General features: G+C 68.1%; 12 protein-coding genes. 6 read left to right on the top strand and 6 right to left on the bottom strand.

The window, feature by feature from the left end; all coding sequences use genetic code 11:
* Positions 1-4: 4 nt before the first annotated feature.
* Positions 5-2905: an MMPL family transporter gene (locus EV379_RS13630; protein WP_130506614.1), complete on the bottom strand. Its 2901-nt coding sequence runs from the start codon at positions 2903-2905 to the stop codon at positions 5-7.
* 106 nt (positions 2906-3011) lie between these two features.
* A complete protein-coding gene (locus EV379_RS13625) occupies positions 3012-3842 on the bottom strand; it encodes an alpha/beta hydrolase (protein WP_130506613.1) in 831 nt (276 codons plus the stop codon).
* A gap of 129 nt (positions 3843-3971) precedes the next feature.
* Here EV379_RS13625 and EV379_RS13620 point away from each other — a divergent pair, with 129 nt between their 5' ends.
* On the top strand, positions 3972-4547 hold the full coding sequence (locus tag EV379_RS13620; protein ID WP_130506612.1) for a TetR/AcrR family transcriptional regulator: 576 nt from the start codon (positions 3972-3974) through the stop codon (positions 4545-4547).
* A gap of 21 nt (positions 4548-4568) precedes the next feature.
* On the opposite strand, the gene EV379_RS13615 is transcribed toward EV379_RS13620, so the two are convergent.
* The gene (locus EV379_RS13615; RefSeq protein WP_130506611.1) at positions 4569-5138 is read right to left on the bottom strand and encodes a M15 family metallopeptidase; all 570 of its coding nucleotides are present in this window, start codon (positions 5136-5138) and stop codon (positions 4569-4571) included.
* A 121-nt stretch (positions 5139-5259) separates the two neighbouring features.
* On the opposite strand from EV379_RS13615, the gene EV379_RS13610 reads away from it, so the two are divergent.
* Both EV379_RS13610 and EV379_RS13605 read left to right on the top strand, forming a co-directional pair.
* Positions 5260-5646, top strand: coding sequence for a TIGR03618 family F420-dependent PPOX class oxidoreductase (locus EV379_RS13610; RefSeq protein WP_130506610.1), 387 nt, complete (start codon positions 5260-5262; stop codon positions 5644-5646).
* A 93-nt stretch (positions 5647-5739) separates the two neighbouring features.
* On the top strand, positions 5740-6774 hold the full coding sequence (locus EV379_RS13605) for a sensor domain-containing diguanylate cyclase (RefSeq protein WP_130506609.1): 1035 nt from the start codon (positions 5740-5742) through the stop codon (positions 6772-6774).
* Between the two features lie 18 nt (positions 6775-6792).
* On the opposite strand, the gene EV379_RS13600 is transcribed toward EV379_RS13605, so the two are convergent.
* Together EV379_RS13600 and EV379_RS13595 are read right to left on the bottom strand one after the other, a co-directional pair.
* Entirely contained in the window at positions 6793-8226 is a 1434-nt protein-coding gene (locus tag EV379_RS13600; RefSeq protein WP_130506608.1) for a DUF2252 domain-containing protein, read from the bottom strand.
* A gap of 18 nt (positions 8227-8244) precedes the next feature.
* Entirely contained in the window at positions 8245-8616 is a 372-nt protein-coding gene (locus tag EV379_RS13595) for an SHOCT domain-containing protein (RefSeq protein ID WP_130506607.1), read from the bottom strand.
* Between the two features lie 176 nt (positions 8617-8792).
* Here EV379_RS13595 and EV379_RS13590 point away from each other — a divergent pair, with 176 nt between their 5' ends.
* The 3 genes from EV379_RS13590 to EV379_RS13580 are packed head-to-tail and all read left to right on the top strand — an operon-like array spanning position 8793 to position 12053.
* Positions 8793-10424 carry an MFS transporter gene (locus EV379_RS13590; RefSeq protein WP_130506606.1) on the top strand — a complete coding sequence of 544 codons (1632 nt, stop codon included), beginning with the start codon at positions 8793-8795 and terminating at the stop codon, positions 10422-10424.
* Entirely contained in the window at positions 10421-10951 is a 531-nt protein-coding gene (locus tag EV379_RS13585) for a hypothetical protein (protein ID WP_130506605.1), read from the top strand. The genes EV379_RS13590 and EV379_RS13585 overlap by 4 nt, the downstream gene beginning before the upstream one ends.
* Positions 10952-10985: 34 nt before the next feature.
* Complete coding sequence (locus EV379_RS13580; protein WP_130506604.1) at positions 10986-12053, top strand: hypothetical protein; 1068 nt, start codon at positions 10986-10988, stop codon at positions 12051-12053.
* Here the strand turns inward: EV379_RS13580 and EV379_RS13575 are convergent.
* On the bottom strand, positions 12043-13914 hold the full coding sequence (locus EV379_RS13575; RefSeq protein WP_130506603.1) for an alkyl/aryl-sulfatase: 1872 nt from the start codon (positions 13912-13914) through the stop codon (positions 12043-12045). The genes EV379_RS13580 and EV379_RS13575 overlap by 11 nt on opposite strands.
* Between the last annotated feature and the right edge of the window lies 1 nt (position 13915).

Raw genomic sequence — 13915 nt, 5'->3', positions numbered from 1 at the left:
GCCATCAGCGCACCGCCACTGCGCTCTGTGCCGGCGTGTCGGTCAGCTGCACGGTGCGCAGCTCGACGCCGAGCGGCAGCAGCGCGTCGGCGATGGCGCCGTTCTGGCACGCGAGCACGATCGTCAGCGGGGCGACGGCCCTCCGCCCGCTGCCCTTGCGTGCCTCGCCCAGCGCTCTGCGGATGCCGGCGCGGAGCTCGGGATCGACGAAGCTGTCCGCCGCATCGATGAGCACGATCCCGGGGCGCCGGCGCAGTGCGTCGTGCACGGCACTCACACCGCGGAGCGATGCGTCAAGCAACACGTAGGCTGTGCGGGCGCGCACCGCCGCGGCCCGCGTCGGCAGCACGAAACCCTCCACCTTCACCCGACCGGCACTCACCGGCATCCGCCCGCCGATGGCGAGCAGAATCGCGCTCCGTTCATCGAGGGAACCACCGAGAAGGACGAGCGCCTCGCCCGGGGCGAGCATCAGGTCACACGCCGGGCCGTCTGGAGGCTGCCCGGCAACCCGCATGCCCTCGGCCGCGATCGCGAACTCCACGCCCGGCTCCGGCCAGTCGGCGAGGGCGAACTCGGCGGCCAGTCCCTCGCCCTCGACGTCGAAGTGGGGCAGGGCGCGGTCGAGCCAGCCGGGGATCCACCACGCCCCGCGGCCGAAGCTCACGAGCACGGCCGGGATAAGCGTCATCCGCACGAGGAAGGCATCGATCAGCACGCCGACCGCGAGGCCGAACGCGATGGGCTGGATGTTCGCCTCGCCCTCCGGCACGAACGCGGCGAAGACGGCGAACATGATCAGCGCCGCCGCGGTGACGACGCGCGCCGACGCCGTGAAGCCGCGGTGCACCGAGCCGGTCGGATCGTCGGAGTGCAGGTACTCCTCGCGCATCCGGCTCACCAGGAACACCTCGTAGTCCATGGCGAGGCCGAACAGCACGCCCATCAGGATGATCGGCATGAAGCTGATCACCGAGCCCAGCCCGGCCACGTTGAGCGGGTCGGCGAGGAAGCCGTCGATGAACACGAGGCTGGTGAGCCCGAACGCCGCACCGATCGAGAGCGCGTAGCCGAGCGCTGCGGTGACGGGCACGACGATCGAGCGGAACACCATGGCCAACAGCACGAGCGAGAGACCGACAACGAGCAGGCCGAACGGCAGCAGCGCGCCGGCGAGGCGCTCGGAGATGTCGATGCCGGCCGCCGTGTAGCCGGTGACGGAGAGCCGGACGCCGTACTCCTCCTCGAAGTGGGGCTGCATGGAGCGCAGCGTCGCGACCAGCTCCTCCGTCTGCTCCGAGTCCGGCGCGCCCTCAGGGATCACCTGGACGATGCCGGTGTCGCCGGTCTCGTTCGGGGTCGCCAGCGGCACCGATGCCACCCCGGCGACGGTCGCGATCTCGGCGCCGAGATCGTCCATCAGGGTGACGGGGTCTGTGCTCTGGATGATGGAGCCGGTGACGATCAGGGGGCCGTTGAAGCCGGGCCCGAAGTGCTCCGCGACGAGGTCGTATGTCGTGCGGCCCGGTGTGCCTTCGTCGAGGGAGCCGGCATCCGGCAGTGCGAGGCGCAGCCCGGCCGCCGGGATGGCCGCGAGGCCGAGCAGCACGACGACGGCGACGACGGTGACCAGCGGCCAGCGCGTGACGGCGTGCACCCAGCCGAGGAAGAAGCCGCCGCGTGGCGGAGCGTCCGTCGGGGTCTCGGCCGGACCGGCCTCGGTGAGCTCTGCCTCGGCGGGCTCCGCCTCGGCCGGCGCGACGTCTTCGCTCTCCGCAGAGTCCTCAAATTCAGAGTCCTCACCTGCGCCGTCCTCACCTGCGCCGTCCTCACTCGCGGCGGCGGGCGGGCCGGCGCCGGGCCGGAAGCGTCTGGCGACAATGTGCCAGCCGGCGAATCCGAGCAGCGCCGGGGTCAGCGTGACCGACATCAGCACGGCGATCGCCACGGCGAGAGCGGCCGCGACGCCCATGATCGTCAGGAACGGGATGCCGGCGACGGCCAGACCGAGCAGCGCGATGATCACCGTGAGCGCCGCGAAGACGACGGCGGAGCCAGAGGTCGCGACCGAACGGGCCGCCGACTCCTCCGGTTCGATGCCGTGCTTCAGCTGATCCTGATGTCGGGAGATGATGAACAGCGCATAGTCGATGCCGACGGCGAGCCCGAGCATGAGCGCGAGAAGCGGCGTCGTGGAGGTGATGGTCAGCACGCTCGTCGCCATGAAGACGATCGCGAGCGATGCGCCGACGCCGAGCAGGGCGGTGATGAGCGGCAGGCCGGCCGCAACGAGCGAGCCGAAGGTGATGAACAACACCACGTAGGCGACCGCGATTCCGAGCAGCTCCGTGACGCTGATCCCCGTTGAGGTCTGCGCGAACAGCTGCCCGCCGACGGACACCTGCGAGCCGGCTGGAAGCTCGGCCTCGAGCGCGACGCCAGCCGCCTGCAGCGCGTCCGCGGTCGAGGGCAGCACGGCGGTCGTGGCGACCGAGAGCTGGATCGGCACGATGACGGCCGAGTCGTCTGCGCTGATGTTCGCACTGGAGCCGGAGCTGGAGTCCGAGGGGTACGGCGCGGTCGCCGACGACACCTGCGGGATTCCCGCGATGTCGGTTGCGGCTGCGGTGACCGCCGCCTCGAAATCGGCGTCGTTCACATCGCCGCCGTCGGGGGCGACGGCGATCAGCTGCGCCGACGTTCCGCTCACCTGCGGGAAGGTGCGGGCGAGGGCATCCAGTGCCTCCTGCGATTCCGTGCCGGGGATGCTGAAGGTGTTGTCCGTGCCCTCGCTCAGCAGTCCGGCCCCGGTGAACAACACCGCGAGCACGATCACCCAGAGCAGGAGCATGCGTCGGTGCGCGCGGAATGCCCATCTGCCGAGTGCGTAGAGGGCGGAAGACATCGTCAACTGTTTCGGGTTGCAGTCTCAGAGCGGTTCTGGCGGGCTGGTGCCCCACAGGCTACAACCGTGCCACGGGGCTGGCAAGAGTCGCGGCCCGGCCAGCCGGCTACGCGGCGCTGCTGGCTGTGGAGTGCGCGACGGCCCAGTCCAGCGCGTACTCGGCCACCTCTTCCCAGCCGTCCTGGCTGACGATCCGGTGTGTGCGGCCGGCGTACTCCTTGTATTCGACGAGGGCAGGACTGCCGCTCGCGTTGTACTTCTTGACGATCGCCTGGCCGATGGCCGGGGGGACGACGTGGTCGATCTCTCCGGTGATCACGAGCAGCGGGGCACGGTCGGCCTTCGCGAAGTTCACGTGGCTGACGCCGCCCTTCTCGTTGAAGGCCGCCGCGACTCCCTCGAAGAACACGCGGTTGTACGAGTTGACGGCGAACTCCTCCCAGAGCGCATCCGACTCTGCGCGACCGAGGTCGTTGCCGAAGGTGAAGTGGAAGTGCGACTTGGAGAGCGGCTTCGCGCCGTTCTTGCCGAACGGATTCGCGAGGATGGGCGTTCCCGTCCACAACGTCGACGCCGGCAGGGTCGTGATGCCGGCCGGCTGGCCGGGGGTGACGCCCACGTAGGCGATTCCGAGGTCGCGATCGGCGAGCATCTGGGTGAGCAGGCCGCCGAAGGAGTGCCCCATGATGATCGGCTTCTGGGGGAGTGCGCGAATGATGCGCTCGTAGTGGTCTGCGATCTGCTTCAGACCGATGCCCTTGAGTGCGTCGGGGTTGCTGCGCACATCGGCGACGGAGCGGTCATCGATGCCGGGCCAGCCGGGGATGATCACCTCGTGGCCGCGGGACCGGAAGTACTCGGCCCAGGTGTTCCAGCTGCGCGGGGTCATCCACAGGCCGTGGATGAGGACGATGGGGGCTTTGTCTGTGGTGGTCATGGTTCCTTCTCCTTGGTGGTGCCGCTCCGCTAAGTGGAACGATCGTTCTTTCTGCTTCTGAAATGAAAGCTACGCCTCGCCGTGCGGCATGTCAAGCAAAAAGAGAAAGATCGTTCTATCATTTTGCTTATGGCTACTCGAACGACTCCCAGCGGCGCCTCCGAGGCCCGCGAGCGCCTGCTGCGCGCCGCATCCGAGCTCTTCTACCGCGAGGGCATCCACTCGGTCGGCGTCGACCGGATCCTGGCGGAGGCCGGCGTGACCCGGGCGACCTTCTACCGCCACTTTCCGAGCAAGGAGGACCTGGTCGAGGCGTACCTCGGCGTCGAGGACGCGCAGATTCGCGCCACCTTCGCGGCGGCCGAGGCGTCCGGTGCCGAGCCGAAGCAGCTCGTCGGCCTTGTGATCACCGGCCTCGCCGACGATGTGGCCCGTCACCACACCCGCGGCTGTCCATTCATCAATGCCGCAGCCGAGTACCCGGACGCCGACAGCCCGGTTCGGCAGGCGGTCGGGGCGCACCGTGCGTGGTTCCGGACCGAGCTCGAGACCGTCTTGGACGCGGCGGGGGTGGCGGACGCCGCCGGCGCCGCCGCACAGCTCGTGCTCCTGCGCGATGCGGCCATGGTCGGCGGCTACCTCGACGGCTGGGAGCTCGTGCGCCCCGCCTTCCTGGCGGCCGCCGCACGCGCCGCACAGCAGTAGGCCGCCGAACCCGCTCGGTCGTCAGCCGGCCGAGGCATCATTCAGCGGCGCCGGGCACGTCTCGCCCGGCCGCACCGCCAGTTCGAAGTGCCACATCTCGTTGCCGTATGTCTGGCACAGGCCGTAGTCGTTGCCGTGCTGGCTCAGCCAGCTGTCGGCATCCGTCGGCCCGATGTCGACGGCGAGCCCGCGCACGTGCGTCGACTCCTCCGGGGTCTTCACCCACTTGCGCGCCTCCTCCTCGCTGAGATAGTTGCGGATCGCGTTGTCGAGGAGCAGCTGTTGGTAGCGCTCGCTGCGCCAGCCGTCGGTCACGAGCATCTCGACGCCATCGGCGGCCGCGTCGGCGGCAGCCCGCTGCAGGGCAGCGCGCAGATCGAGGTCGAGATTGGCGATGGTCGGGAGATCGTCGGCGTAGGGCGAGACGCTCTCGCCCTCGGGAATGTAGCCGTCCTCCGCGCCGAGATCCGCCTCGCTCGCCGCTGCCGGTCCATCGGCCGGTGGCGCACACGAACTGAGCGTGAGCGCGAGGAGGGAGACGAGGACTGCGGATGCGGCCGCACGCAGTGTGCGAGTGAGTGGCTGGGGCATGGATGCTCTTCCTGGTGGGCTGGGCGCCGTGAACGATGGCGCACGCCCAGCTGAACAGCCAGCGTGTTGCGTGAGCGTATGGTCTGACCGCGCAGCGTCGCGGCTTTGGGACAATGGAGGCATGACAACCGAGCTGACGGACGCCGCGACGCGCTTCGTGACCGAACGACACCTGGCGATCCTCTCGACACTTGCCCATCGCGGCGGCATCCACGCTGTGCCAGTCGGTTTCACCCTCGATGGCGGGCTCGTTCGCATCATCACCTCGGACGGCACGCAGAAGGTGCGCAACGTCGAACGCGGCGGAACGGCCACCGTCGCCCAGGTACACGAGGGCCAGTGGATCTCCTTCGCGGGTCGGGCACGCATCAACCGTGATGCCGATGCCGTCGCCCACGCCGTCGCGCTGTACGCGGAACGCTACCGCCAGCCACGGGTCAACCCGAGCCGCGTCGTGATCGAGATCACCATCGACAAGCTCATGGGCTCGGCCGAGCTGCTCGGCTGAGCCCGAGCGCGGCCTCGCCACAGCAGCTGACCACTCCGTCGCTTGCACGGCGCGCTGTCGCCCTCGCCGTGCAATCGTGGCCAGAATGGGGTCATGGACGCCGTGCTTGACCAACTCACCCGCACCGTTACCGCTGCGAAGACGCTTGAGGACCTGGCCCGCCCGATGCTTGAGATGCTCGAGGCTGTCACCGGTCTCGAGTCGACCTACCTAACGACGGTCGACCTCGAGCGCGGGGTGCAGAGCATCCTGTTCGCGCGCAACGTCAGCGAGCTGCAGATCTCCGAGGGACTCGCTGTGCCGTGGGAGGACACCCTGTGCAAGCGCGCGCTCGATGAGAGCCACTTCTACACCTCGGACGTGCCCGTGCGATGGGCCGACTCCGAAGCGGCAGCCGCACTGAACATCCATACCTACGTCAGCATGCCGATCGAGACCGAGACCGGGGGCCTGTACGGGACACTGTGCGCGGCCAGCGCGGCGCCGCTGCCCCTGAAGCCGCAGTCACAGATGGTGCTCGAACTCTTCGCGAAGCTGATCGCACAGCAGGTCGAGCGCGAGCTGCTGTTCCAGACTCTGCAGCAGGCGAACAACGAGTTGGCCTCTCACGCCTCGACGGATGCCCTCACCGGGCTGCCGAATCGACGGCTGCTCCTCGATGAACTGCGCCGTGCGTTGGCCCGCGGCACCCGTGACGATCGCGGCGTGATCGTCGCCTTCATCGACCTCGACGGTTTCAAGGCAGTCAACGACGCGCACGGCCACGACATCGGCGACGAGTTCCTCCTCGCCATCGCTCGCCGCCTCGGGTCCGCGGTGCGGCAGGGGGAGTTGCTGGCCAGGCTCGGCGGCGATGAGTTCGTCGTGATCGGCGAAGCACCTGAGCTGTCGGGCGGACCGGGCATGGCGGATGCCGCCGAGGCGCTGCGCTCGCGGCTGGCCGAGTGCACCATCGGGAGTTTCGAGCTCAGCAACGGGGTCGTCGATTATGCCGGCGCCAGCGTCGGCGTCGTGGTCGTCGACGCACCGAGCACGACGGCAGAGTCGGCTCTCCGGCAGGCGGATGAGGCGATGTACGCCGTGAAGCGCGAGCGCAGGGCAGCGCGCCCCGGCATCCCCGTCCTCTGATCGGTCAGTGCGGAGCCGTCAGAGCCCGCTGAGCGCCTCGAGACGGCCGGACTCGACGGCCGCCCGGAACGCCGCGTAGTCGCGGTTGTTCTGTTCGGCGTATGCACTCGCGAAGTCGGCGATGGCCCGGTCGAACACATCGGAACCGCCGAGGTAGGCGGCGATAGCGACGCGGTCGCCCGCGCGGGCGTGCGCCCGTGCCAGCGTCTCGCCGCAGAGGTGCGCGTAGAGCAGGAGCCCGGTCGGGTTCATGATCTCGATGTCGGCCGACCCCTTCCAATCGTGCATCTGGCGCACGTAGAAGTCGCGGTTCTCGCCGTCAAAGCCCTCCACCCGCTGCCAGCCGAGGAAGATGTCGCTCGCCGCCTGCATCATGCGCTGGCCGCGCACGACACGTTCGCCCTGGTGCTCATGCTCGCTGGTGGGCAGGAAGCGTTCAAGCACCGATCGCTGCGCCTCCTTCGCCTGCAGCAACAGGAGGTCCTGGTCGTTGCGCCCGCGCAGCAAGATGATCCACGCGCGCGTGCCGACGCTGCCGACACCGACGACCTTGCGAGCCATGTGCACGTACTCGTACTCGTGGGCGGGGTGGTGCTGGTTGCCGAGTGTCTCCATGTAGGAGGAGATCAGCTCGCGCATCTGCTCCACTTCCTGCTCGCGGGTGCGCCCCTCCCCGGCCAGCTCGCCGATCGGCACGATGAGAGGGGGGAAGGAGAGAATCCGCAGCTCGCCATCGATGACGCCGACGAGCTTCTTGGTGGCCCGCGCGCTGTCGCGGGTGCGCGCCTTCGCGAAGACCTCCGTCGTGCGCTTGACCTGCCTCTTGTCGGCTCGGCCCTCCGCCTGCTCGTTCTGCAACCAGGTGAGGGCGTCGTCGGCGTTCAGCCGGTCGTACCAGGAGCGGAGCACGGGGGAGTCAGCGGCGAGCCGCATCCGCTCGCGATAGGAGCGGGCCAGCGCCAGCACGCTGTCGCGCCGTTCCGCCTCGCTGAAGCCGCGGTGTTGCCCGGCCACCTCAAAGCTCGCGGCCAGGCGCTTGAGATCCCACTCCCACGGCCCTGGCAGGGTCTCGTCGAAGTCGTTGATGTCGAAGAGCAGCGAACGCTCCGGTGTGCCGAACACCCCGAAGTTCGACAGGTGCGCATCGCCGCAGAGCTGCACGGTGATCCCGGAGTCCGGCGTGCCGGCGAGATCGGACGCCATGAGCAGTGCGGCGCCGCGAAAGAAGGTGAACGGCGACACGAGCATGCGCCCGTAGCGGATGGGGACGAGCTCCGGCGCCCGGCTGAGCGCCTGTTCCTCGAGGAGGGAGACGGGATCGGGCCGGTCGGATGCCGCATGCCAGTCAGACGCGCCGGAACGCGGTGATCGTCGGCGGGCGTCACGCCCGGCGGCCGCCCGCAGTCGAAATGATTCGCTGATGCCGCTCGTGGCGGCGCCCGACTCGGCCATCGTCCCGGCCCCTGTCTCTTAGAACTCGCCCATGGCTTTCGCCTTGAGCGCGTCGTACTCGCGTTGGTTGATGGTGCCGGCATCCAGCAGCGCCTTCGCCTGCGCGATGTCGGCCGCCGGGGTCGCCGATGGCGCCGGCTTCGAATAGTCCTCAGGGACGACGCCGGCGTTGCGGCCGGCCCGCTCGTTCATCGACGCACCGCGCGCGATCAGGTAGACGAGCGCGGTGAGGAATGGCACGAAGATCAGGAAGAAGATCCAGATGGCCTTGAACCAGCCGCTGAGGGCGTGATCTCGGAACAGGTCGCTGAGGATCCAGAACAGGACCATCAGGTAGGCCACGACCACCCATGTCCAGAAGAAGAAACCGACAACGTCCCAGAAATTCATAGTCGTGACCATTCTTTCGGGGCACACCCCCACGGCTGCGCCAGTGGCTCAGACTGTACCCCGGTACTTTTGCTCAGCGCTACCCCCGCGTGTCCGTTGCGCCGTGGCCGGGTCGGGGTCAATACTTGGCCTGCGGGATCCGGATTCGCCGGGCGTCAGAGGGAGTCGGCCGCTTCATGAAGAAATGGTTAGTCGTCATCATCCTCGGCTCTGCCCAATTCGTCATGGTGTTGGACGGCACGGTGATGAACGTCTCGATCTCGACGGTCGTGGCCGACCTGGACACGACCGTGGCCGCCATGCAGGCCGCGATCACCTTCTACACGTTGACCATGGCGGCCGTGATGCTGCTCGGGGCGAAGCTCGGTGACGTCTGGGGCAGACGCCGCGCCTTCGTCATCGGATCCATCGTCTACGCCATCGGATCGCTCACCACGGCGCTCAGCCCGAACGTGCAGACGCTGTTCCTCGGCTGGTCGATCATCGAGGGGCTCGGCGCCGTGCTGGTGATCCCGGCCATCGCCGCGCTCATTGCCGACAACTACACCGGTCGGGACCGCATCACCGCCTATGCGGTGATCGGCGCGGTTTCCGGCGCTGCGGTGGCCGCCGGCCCGCTGATCGGTGGCTTCATCACGACCTACCTGAACTGGCGCTACGTCTTCGTGGCCGAGGTCGTGATCATGGCCGTCGTCGTGCTCTGCGCGCGGCTGGTCGCCGACTCCACCCCGCCGCAGAAGGTGCGCATCGATGTGCCGAGCGTCCTGCTCTCCGCATTCGGACTCGTCTTCGTCGTGTTCGGGATGCTGCAGAGCAAGACCTGGGGCTGGATCACGCCCCTGCACTCGCCCGAGGTCGAAGGGGTCGAGATTGCACCGCTCGGAATCTCGCTCACCGCGTGGCTGATCCTTGCCGGCTCGGTGCTGCTCTACGTGTTCGTGCGCAGGCAGAAGGCGCTGGTCGCGAGCGGGCGGCCCCCGCTCGTGCACGTGGAGATGTTCCGGATCACCCAGCTGCGCAGCGGGCTCAGCGTGCTCGGGGCGCAGTACACCATCACGGCCGGCCTCTTCTTCATGGTGCCGGTCTACCTGCAGATGACGCTGGGGCTCGACGCGCTCCAGACGGGCATCAAGATCTTCCCGCTCTCGGTCGCGCTCATCCTCTTCTCGATCGTCGGCACCCGGCTGTCCTCGACCTGGTCGCCGCGGCGCATCGTGCAGTGGGGGCAGGCCGTGCTCGTCGTGAGTGCGGTGGTGCTGCTGGCATCCGTCGACATCGAACTCAAGAGCTGGGTCTTCGCCATCGGCATGTTCTGCGCCGGCGCAGCGCTCGGCCTCCTCGCCTCGCAGCTCGGCAACGTGAACATGTCGTCCGTCAGCGGCACCGAGTCGAGTGAGGTCGGCGGCCTGCAGGGCGTGTTCCAGAACCTCGGCTCCTCGCTCGGCACCGCGCTGATCGGATCTGTGCTGATCGGCGCGCTGGCCACCTCATTCGCCGGTGGCGTCGCCGCCAGCACCCTGCCTGAGAACGTGAAGGGCTCGGTCACCGAACTCACCGCAGGCGGTGTGGAGATCGTTCCGGCCAGCAGCGTTGCCGGAATCGCCGAGGACGCTGGGCTGAGCTCGGCGGATGCCGCGACGCTCACCTCGGTCTACGCAGAGTCCCAGATCAGCTCGTTGCGCACGGCGTTCTTCGCGCTCATCGCGATCGCCGCGGTCGCACTCGTGTTCTCCCGCGGCATTCCGGCGGAGGTCGCAGGGCGCAGCACGGCGGAGACCGCGCGCACCAAGGAGGGGCAGACGTCATGAACGAACGCGCGCCGGATCCAGCCGAGAGTGACGCCGCACTGGTGACGCGGGTGCGCGTCGGATTCGTCACCGAAGAGTCGGTGTATGGGATTGTTCTGGTCAGCGGCATGATCGTCGTCTCTGGCGGCTATCGCGCCACCGCTTGGGAGACTTTCGTCAGCGTGATCGGAACCGTTTTCGTGTTCTGGGCCGCCCACATCTACGCCGGCACCGTCGCGGGGCACGGCGTGGTCGAGGGCGATGACACAACGCTGGCCGTCGCCTTCCATCGCTCGGTGCGGCGTTCGCTCGGCTTTCTGCTGTCGGCGCTGTTGCCCTGCTTCGTCTTACTGCTCGGGGCGCTGGAAGCGATTCCCGATGCCCTGGCCCTCTGGACCGCACTCTGGCTCGGGGTGGTGATTCTCGCCGTTCTCGGATTCAGCGCCTTCACGGTGCGGGGCAGCTCATGGCCCGTTCGCATCGCAGGGGCACTCGGGACGGCGGCCTTCGGATTTGCCATGATCGCGCTGAAGGCGATCATCCACTGATCACAGCGCCCGTCGGAGGAGAAAGGTGACCGCGATGACTCAGTCCGGTTCGATCGTGAATGTGCTGCGGCATCCGACGGAGAGCAGGGAGTCGGTCGAGTCGGTCGCACTCATCCTGGGTGCCGCCGTCTTCGTGGTCAGTGGCGTGGTCGCCCTCCTCGTGTTCTGGGGCAGCCCGGCGCCGATCTCCGGTCCAGGGTCACTCGGCCAGTTCGTCGCACTGAGCTCCGCCATCGCCGCCGCGCTCGTTGTCGTCTGGGCAACGGCCCTGCGTCGCTCCCGCAACCGGGGAGCGAGCGTCGAGAGCGACGGACCGCGGCTGCACTGGTTCGATGTCGCGGCCATTGCGCTCGCCCACGCCGTCATCGCGTTGCTCGGCTGGATCGCCATCGCCGCCGTCATGGCGCAGAGCTTCGTCGGCGCGGTGGTGTTCCCGCTGTCCGCCGCGGTGCTGGCCGGGGTCGCGACGGCGGTCACCGCCTACGTGGTCTTCCTCTCTGCCGTGCACCTCACACCCATCCTGCTCTCTCTGGTGCTCGCGGTGTTCCTGCTGGTCGGAGCCGTGACCAGCATGCTCAGCGCCTCCGATCCACTCTGGTGGCAGAAGAACCTCAGCACCCTCGGCATGACGGATGACCTCTCCGGGAACGCCTTCAATCTCACGCTGATCATCGCCGGCGTGCTCGTGACGACCATCGCGAACTACGCGACGGTCGCGCTGCCGGCCGGCACGGAAACGGAGCGCCGCCACCGCCGTTTCGTGCGCGTGTCTCTGATCCTCATCGGAATCCTGCTCGGCTGCGTCGGGCTGTTCTCCCTCGACGTGTCACTGGCGCTGCACAACCTCTCGGCGACGGGCATGGCCATCGTGTACACGACCCTCGTGGTGCGCCTGCGCACACTCATCCCGACCACGCCGACGGTGTTCCTCTGGCTGGGGTACGTCTTCGTCGGCGTGATCGGGGTACTGGTGGTGTTCTTTGTGACCGGGTACTACAACCTCACCGCGGTCGAGCTGATTCTGGCCGTGCTCGTGTTCAGCTGGCTGATCGTGTTCATGCGCAACCAGGGAACGAGCACGGCCAGTCCGGCTACGGAGTGACGATGTTGAACGCCTTGTCGCCGCTCTGCAGCACTGCGAGCAGCTGCGGCAGCACGGTGGCGTCGCCGCTCGTCTCGATCCCGGGGGACTCTGCGTCGCCCGCAAGGAGCGCCAGCATGCGCGCCTTGCTCAGTGACACGGTGGCCACGGCATCCGGGTCGAGCGCCTTCTCCCGGCTGATGAGCACGCCGTTGCGCAGCGCAACGCGGTAGTTCGCGTCGAGGTCGGTGAAGCTGACGTTGATGCGGAGGTCGAGATCCCACGCCTTCGGTCCATCGACCGAGATGGCCAGGGAGTCGAACAGCTGATCCGGCGTGAGCTGGGCGAGGATCGCCGGGGCGCTGGTCACCGTCGGGGTGCCGAAGTTGCCGTCACGCAACTCGGTGGCTCCCGAGAGGTAGAAGTTGCGCCAGGTGCCGTTCTCCGCGCCGAAGCCGAGCTGCTCGAGGGTGGCGGCGTAGAGCGCGCGGGCGCCTGCGTGCTCGGTTTCGGCGAACACGGCGTGGTCGAGCAGGGTCGCGGCCCAGCGCAGATCACCCTCGTCGAATGCCGTCTGGGCGAGTTCGACGACGCGGTCGATCCCTCCGAGTGCCTTCACGTAACGCTCGGCCTGCGCGGCCGGGGTGTGCGGCCAGAGCCTGGCCGGGTTGCCGTCGAACCAGCCCATGTAGCGCTGGTAGATCGCCTTGACGTTGTGGCTGATCGATCCGTAGTAGCCGTGCGTGTTCCAGGCGGAGGCGAGGGCGGGCGGCAGCTCGATCATCTCGGCGATCTCCGACCCGGTGTAGCCCTGGTTCAGCAGACGCAGGGTCTGGTCGTGCAGGTAGGCGTAGAGGTCGCGCTGGGTCGAGAGGAACCCGACGATCCGCTCCGTGCCCCAGGTGGGCCAGTGGTGCGAGGCGAACACCACGTCACTGCGGTCACCGAAGGTGTCGATCGCCTCGGTGAGGTAGCTCGACCACACGTGCGGGTCGCGCACGAGCGCTCCGCGCAGGGTGAGCAGATTGTGCAGCGTGTGGGTGGCGTTCTCCGCCATGCAGAGCGCGCGGTGCTGAGGGAAATAGAAGTGCATCTCAGAGGGCGCCTCGGTGCCAGGCGCCATCTGGAACTCGATCTCGACTCCATCGATGGTGTGGGTCTCTCCTGTTGTGCTGATGTCCAGCGTCGGGACGATCAGGCCGACCTCACCGGTTGATGTCGTCTGGCCGAGCCCGGCACCGACTGCCCCCTCCGGGCCGCGGTCGAGGGCCGCGCCGTACATGTAGCCGGCGCGCCTGGCCATTGCGGTTCCCGCGTAGACGTTCTCTTCAACGGCGTGGTGAACGAAACCGACGGGGGCGATCACCTGCACGCGTCCGGCGTCGACATCGGCCTGGGAGGTGACGCCGAAGATTCCGCCGAAGTGGTCGACGTGGCTGTGCGTGTGGATGACGGCGACGACGGGGCGCTCGCCGCGGTTGGCGCGGTAGAGCGCGAGGGCGGCCGCTGCCGTCTCGCTCGAGATCAGCGGGTCGATCACGATCACACCGGTGTCACCCTCGACGAAGGTGATGTTGGAGAGATCGAGGCCGCGCACCTGGTAGATGCCATCGACGACCTCGAACAGGCCCTGCTTGGCGACGAGCTGGGACTGGCGCCACAGGCTGGGGTTGACGGTCGTCGGCGCCGCGCCGGCGAGGAAGTCGTAGCTGTCGTTGTCCCAGACAGTGTTGCCGTCAGCGTCGAGCACGATACCGGGCTCGAGCTTGGCGATGAAGCCGCGGTCGGCGTCGTCGAAATCAGCTGTGTCGTCGAACGGCAGCGAGCCGAGCAGTGCGCGGTGTGCCTCTTCGACGGTTGGAATGACCTTCTTTTCCTGCATG

The organism is Microterricola gilva (genome assembly GCF_004217495.1).
In the GTDB taxonomy this organism is placed as follows: Bacteria; Actinomycetota; Actinomycetes; order Actinomycetales; family Microbacteriaceae; genus Microterricola; species Microterricola gilva.
Note: the sequence above shows the minus strand (reverse complement) of the source record. Positions and strands in the feature narration are given on the sequence as shown.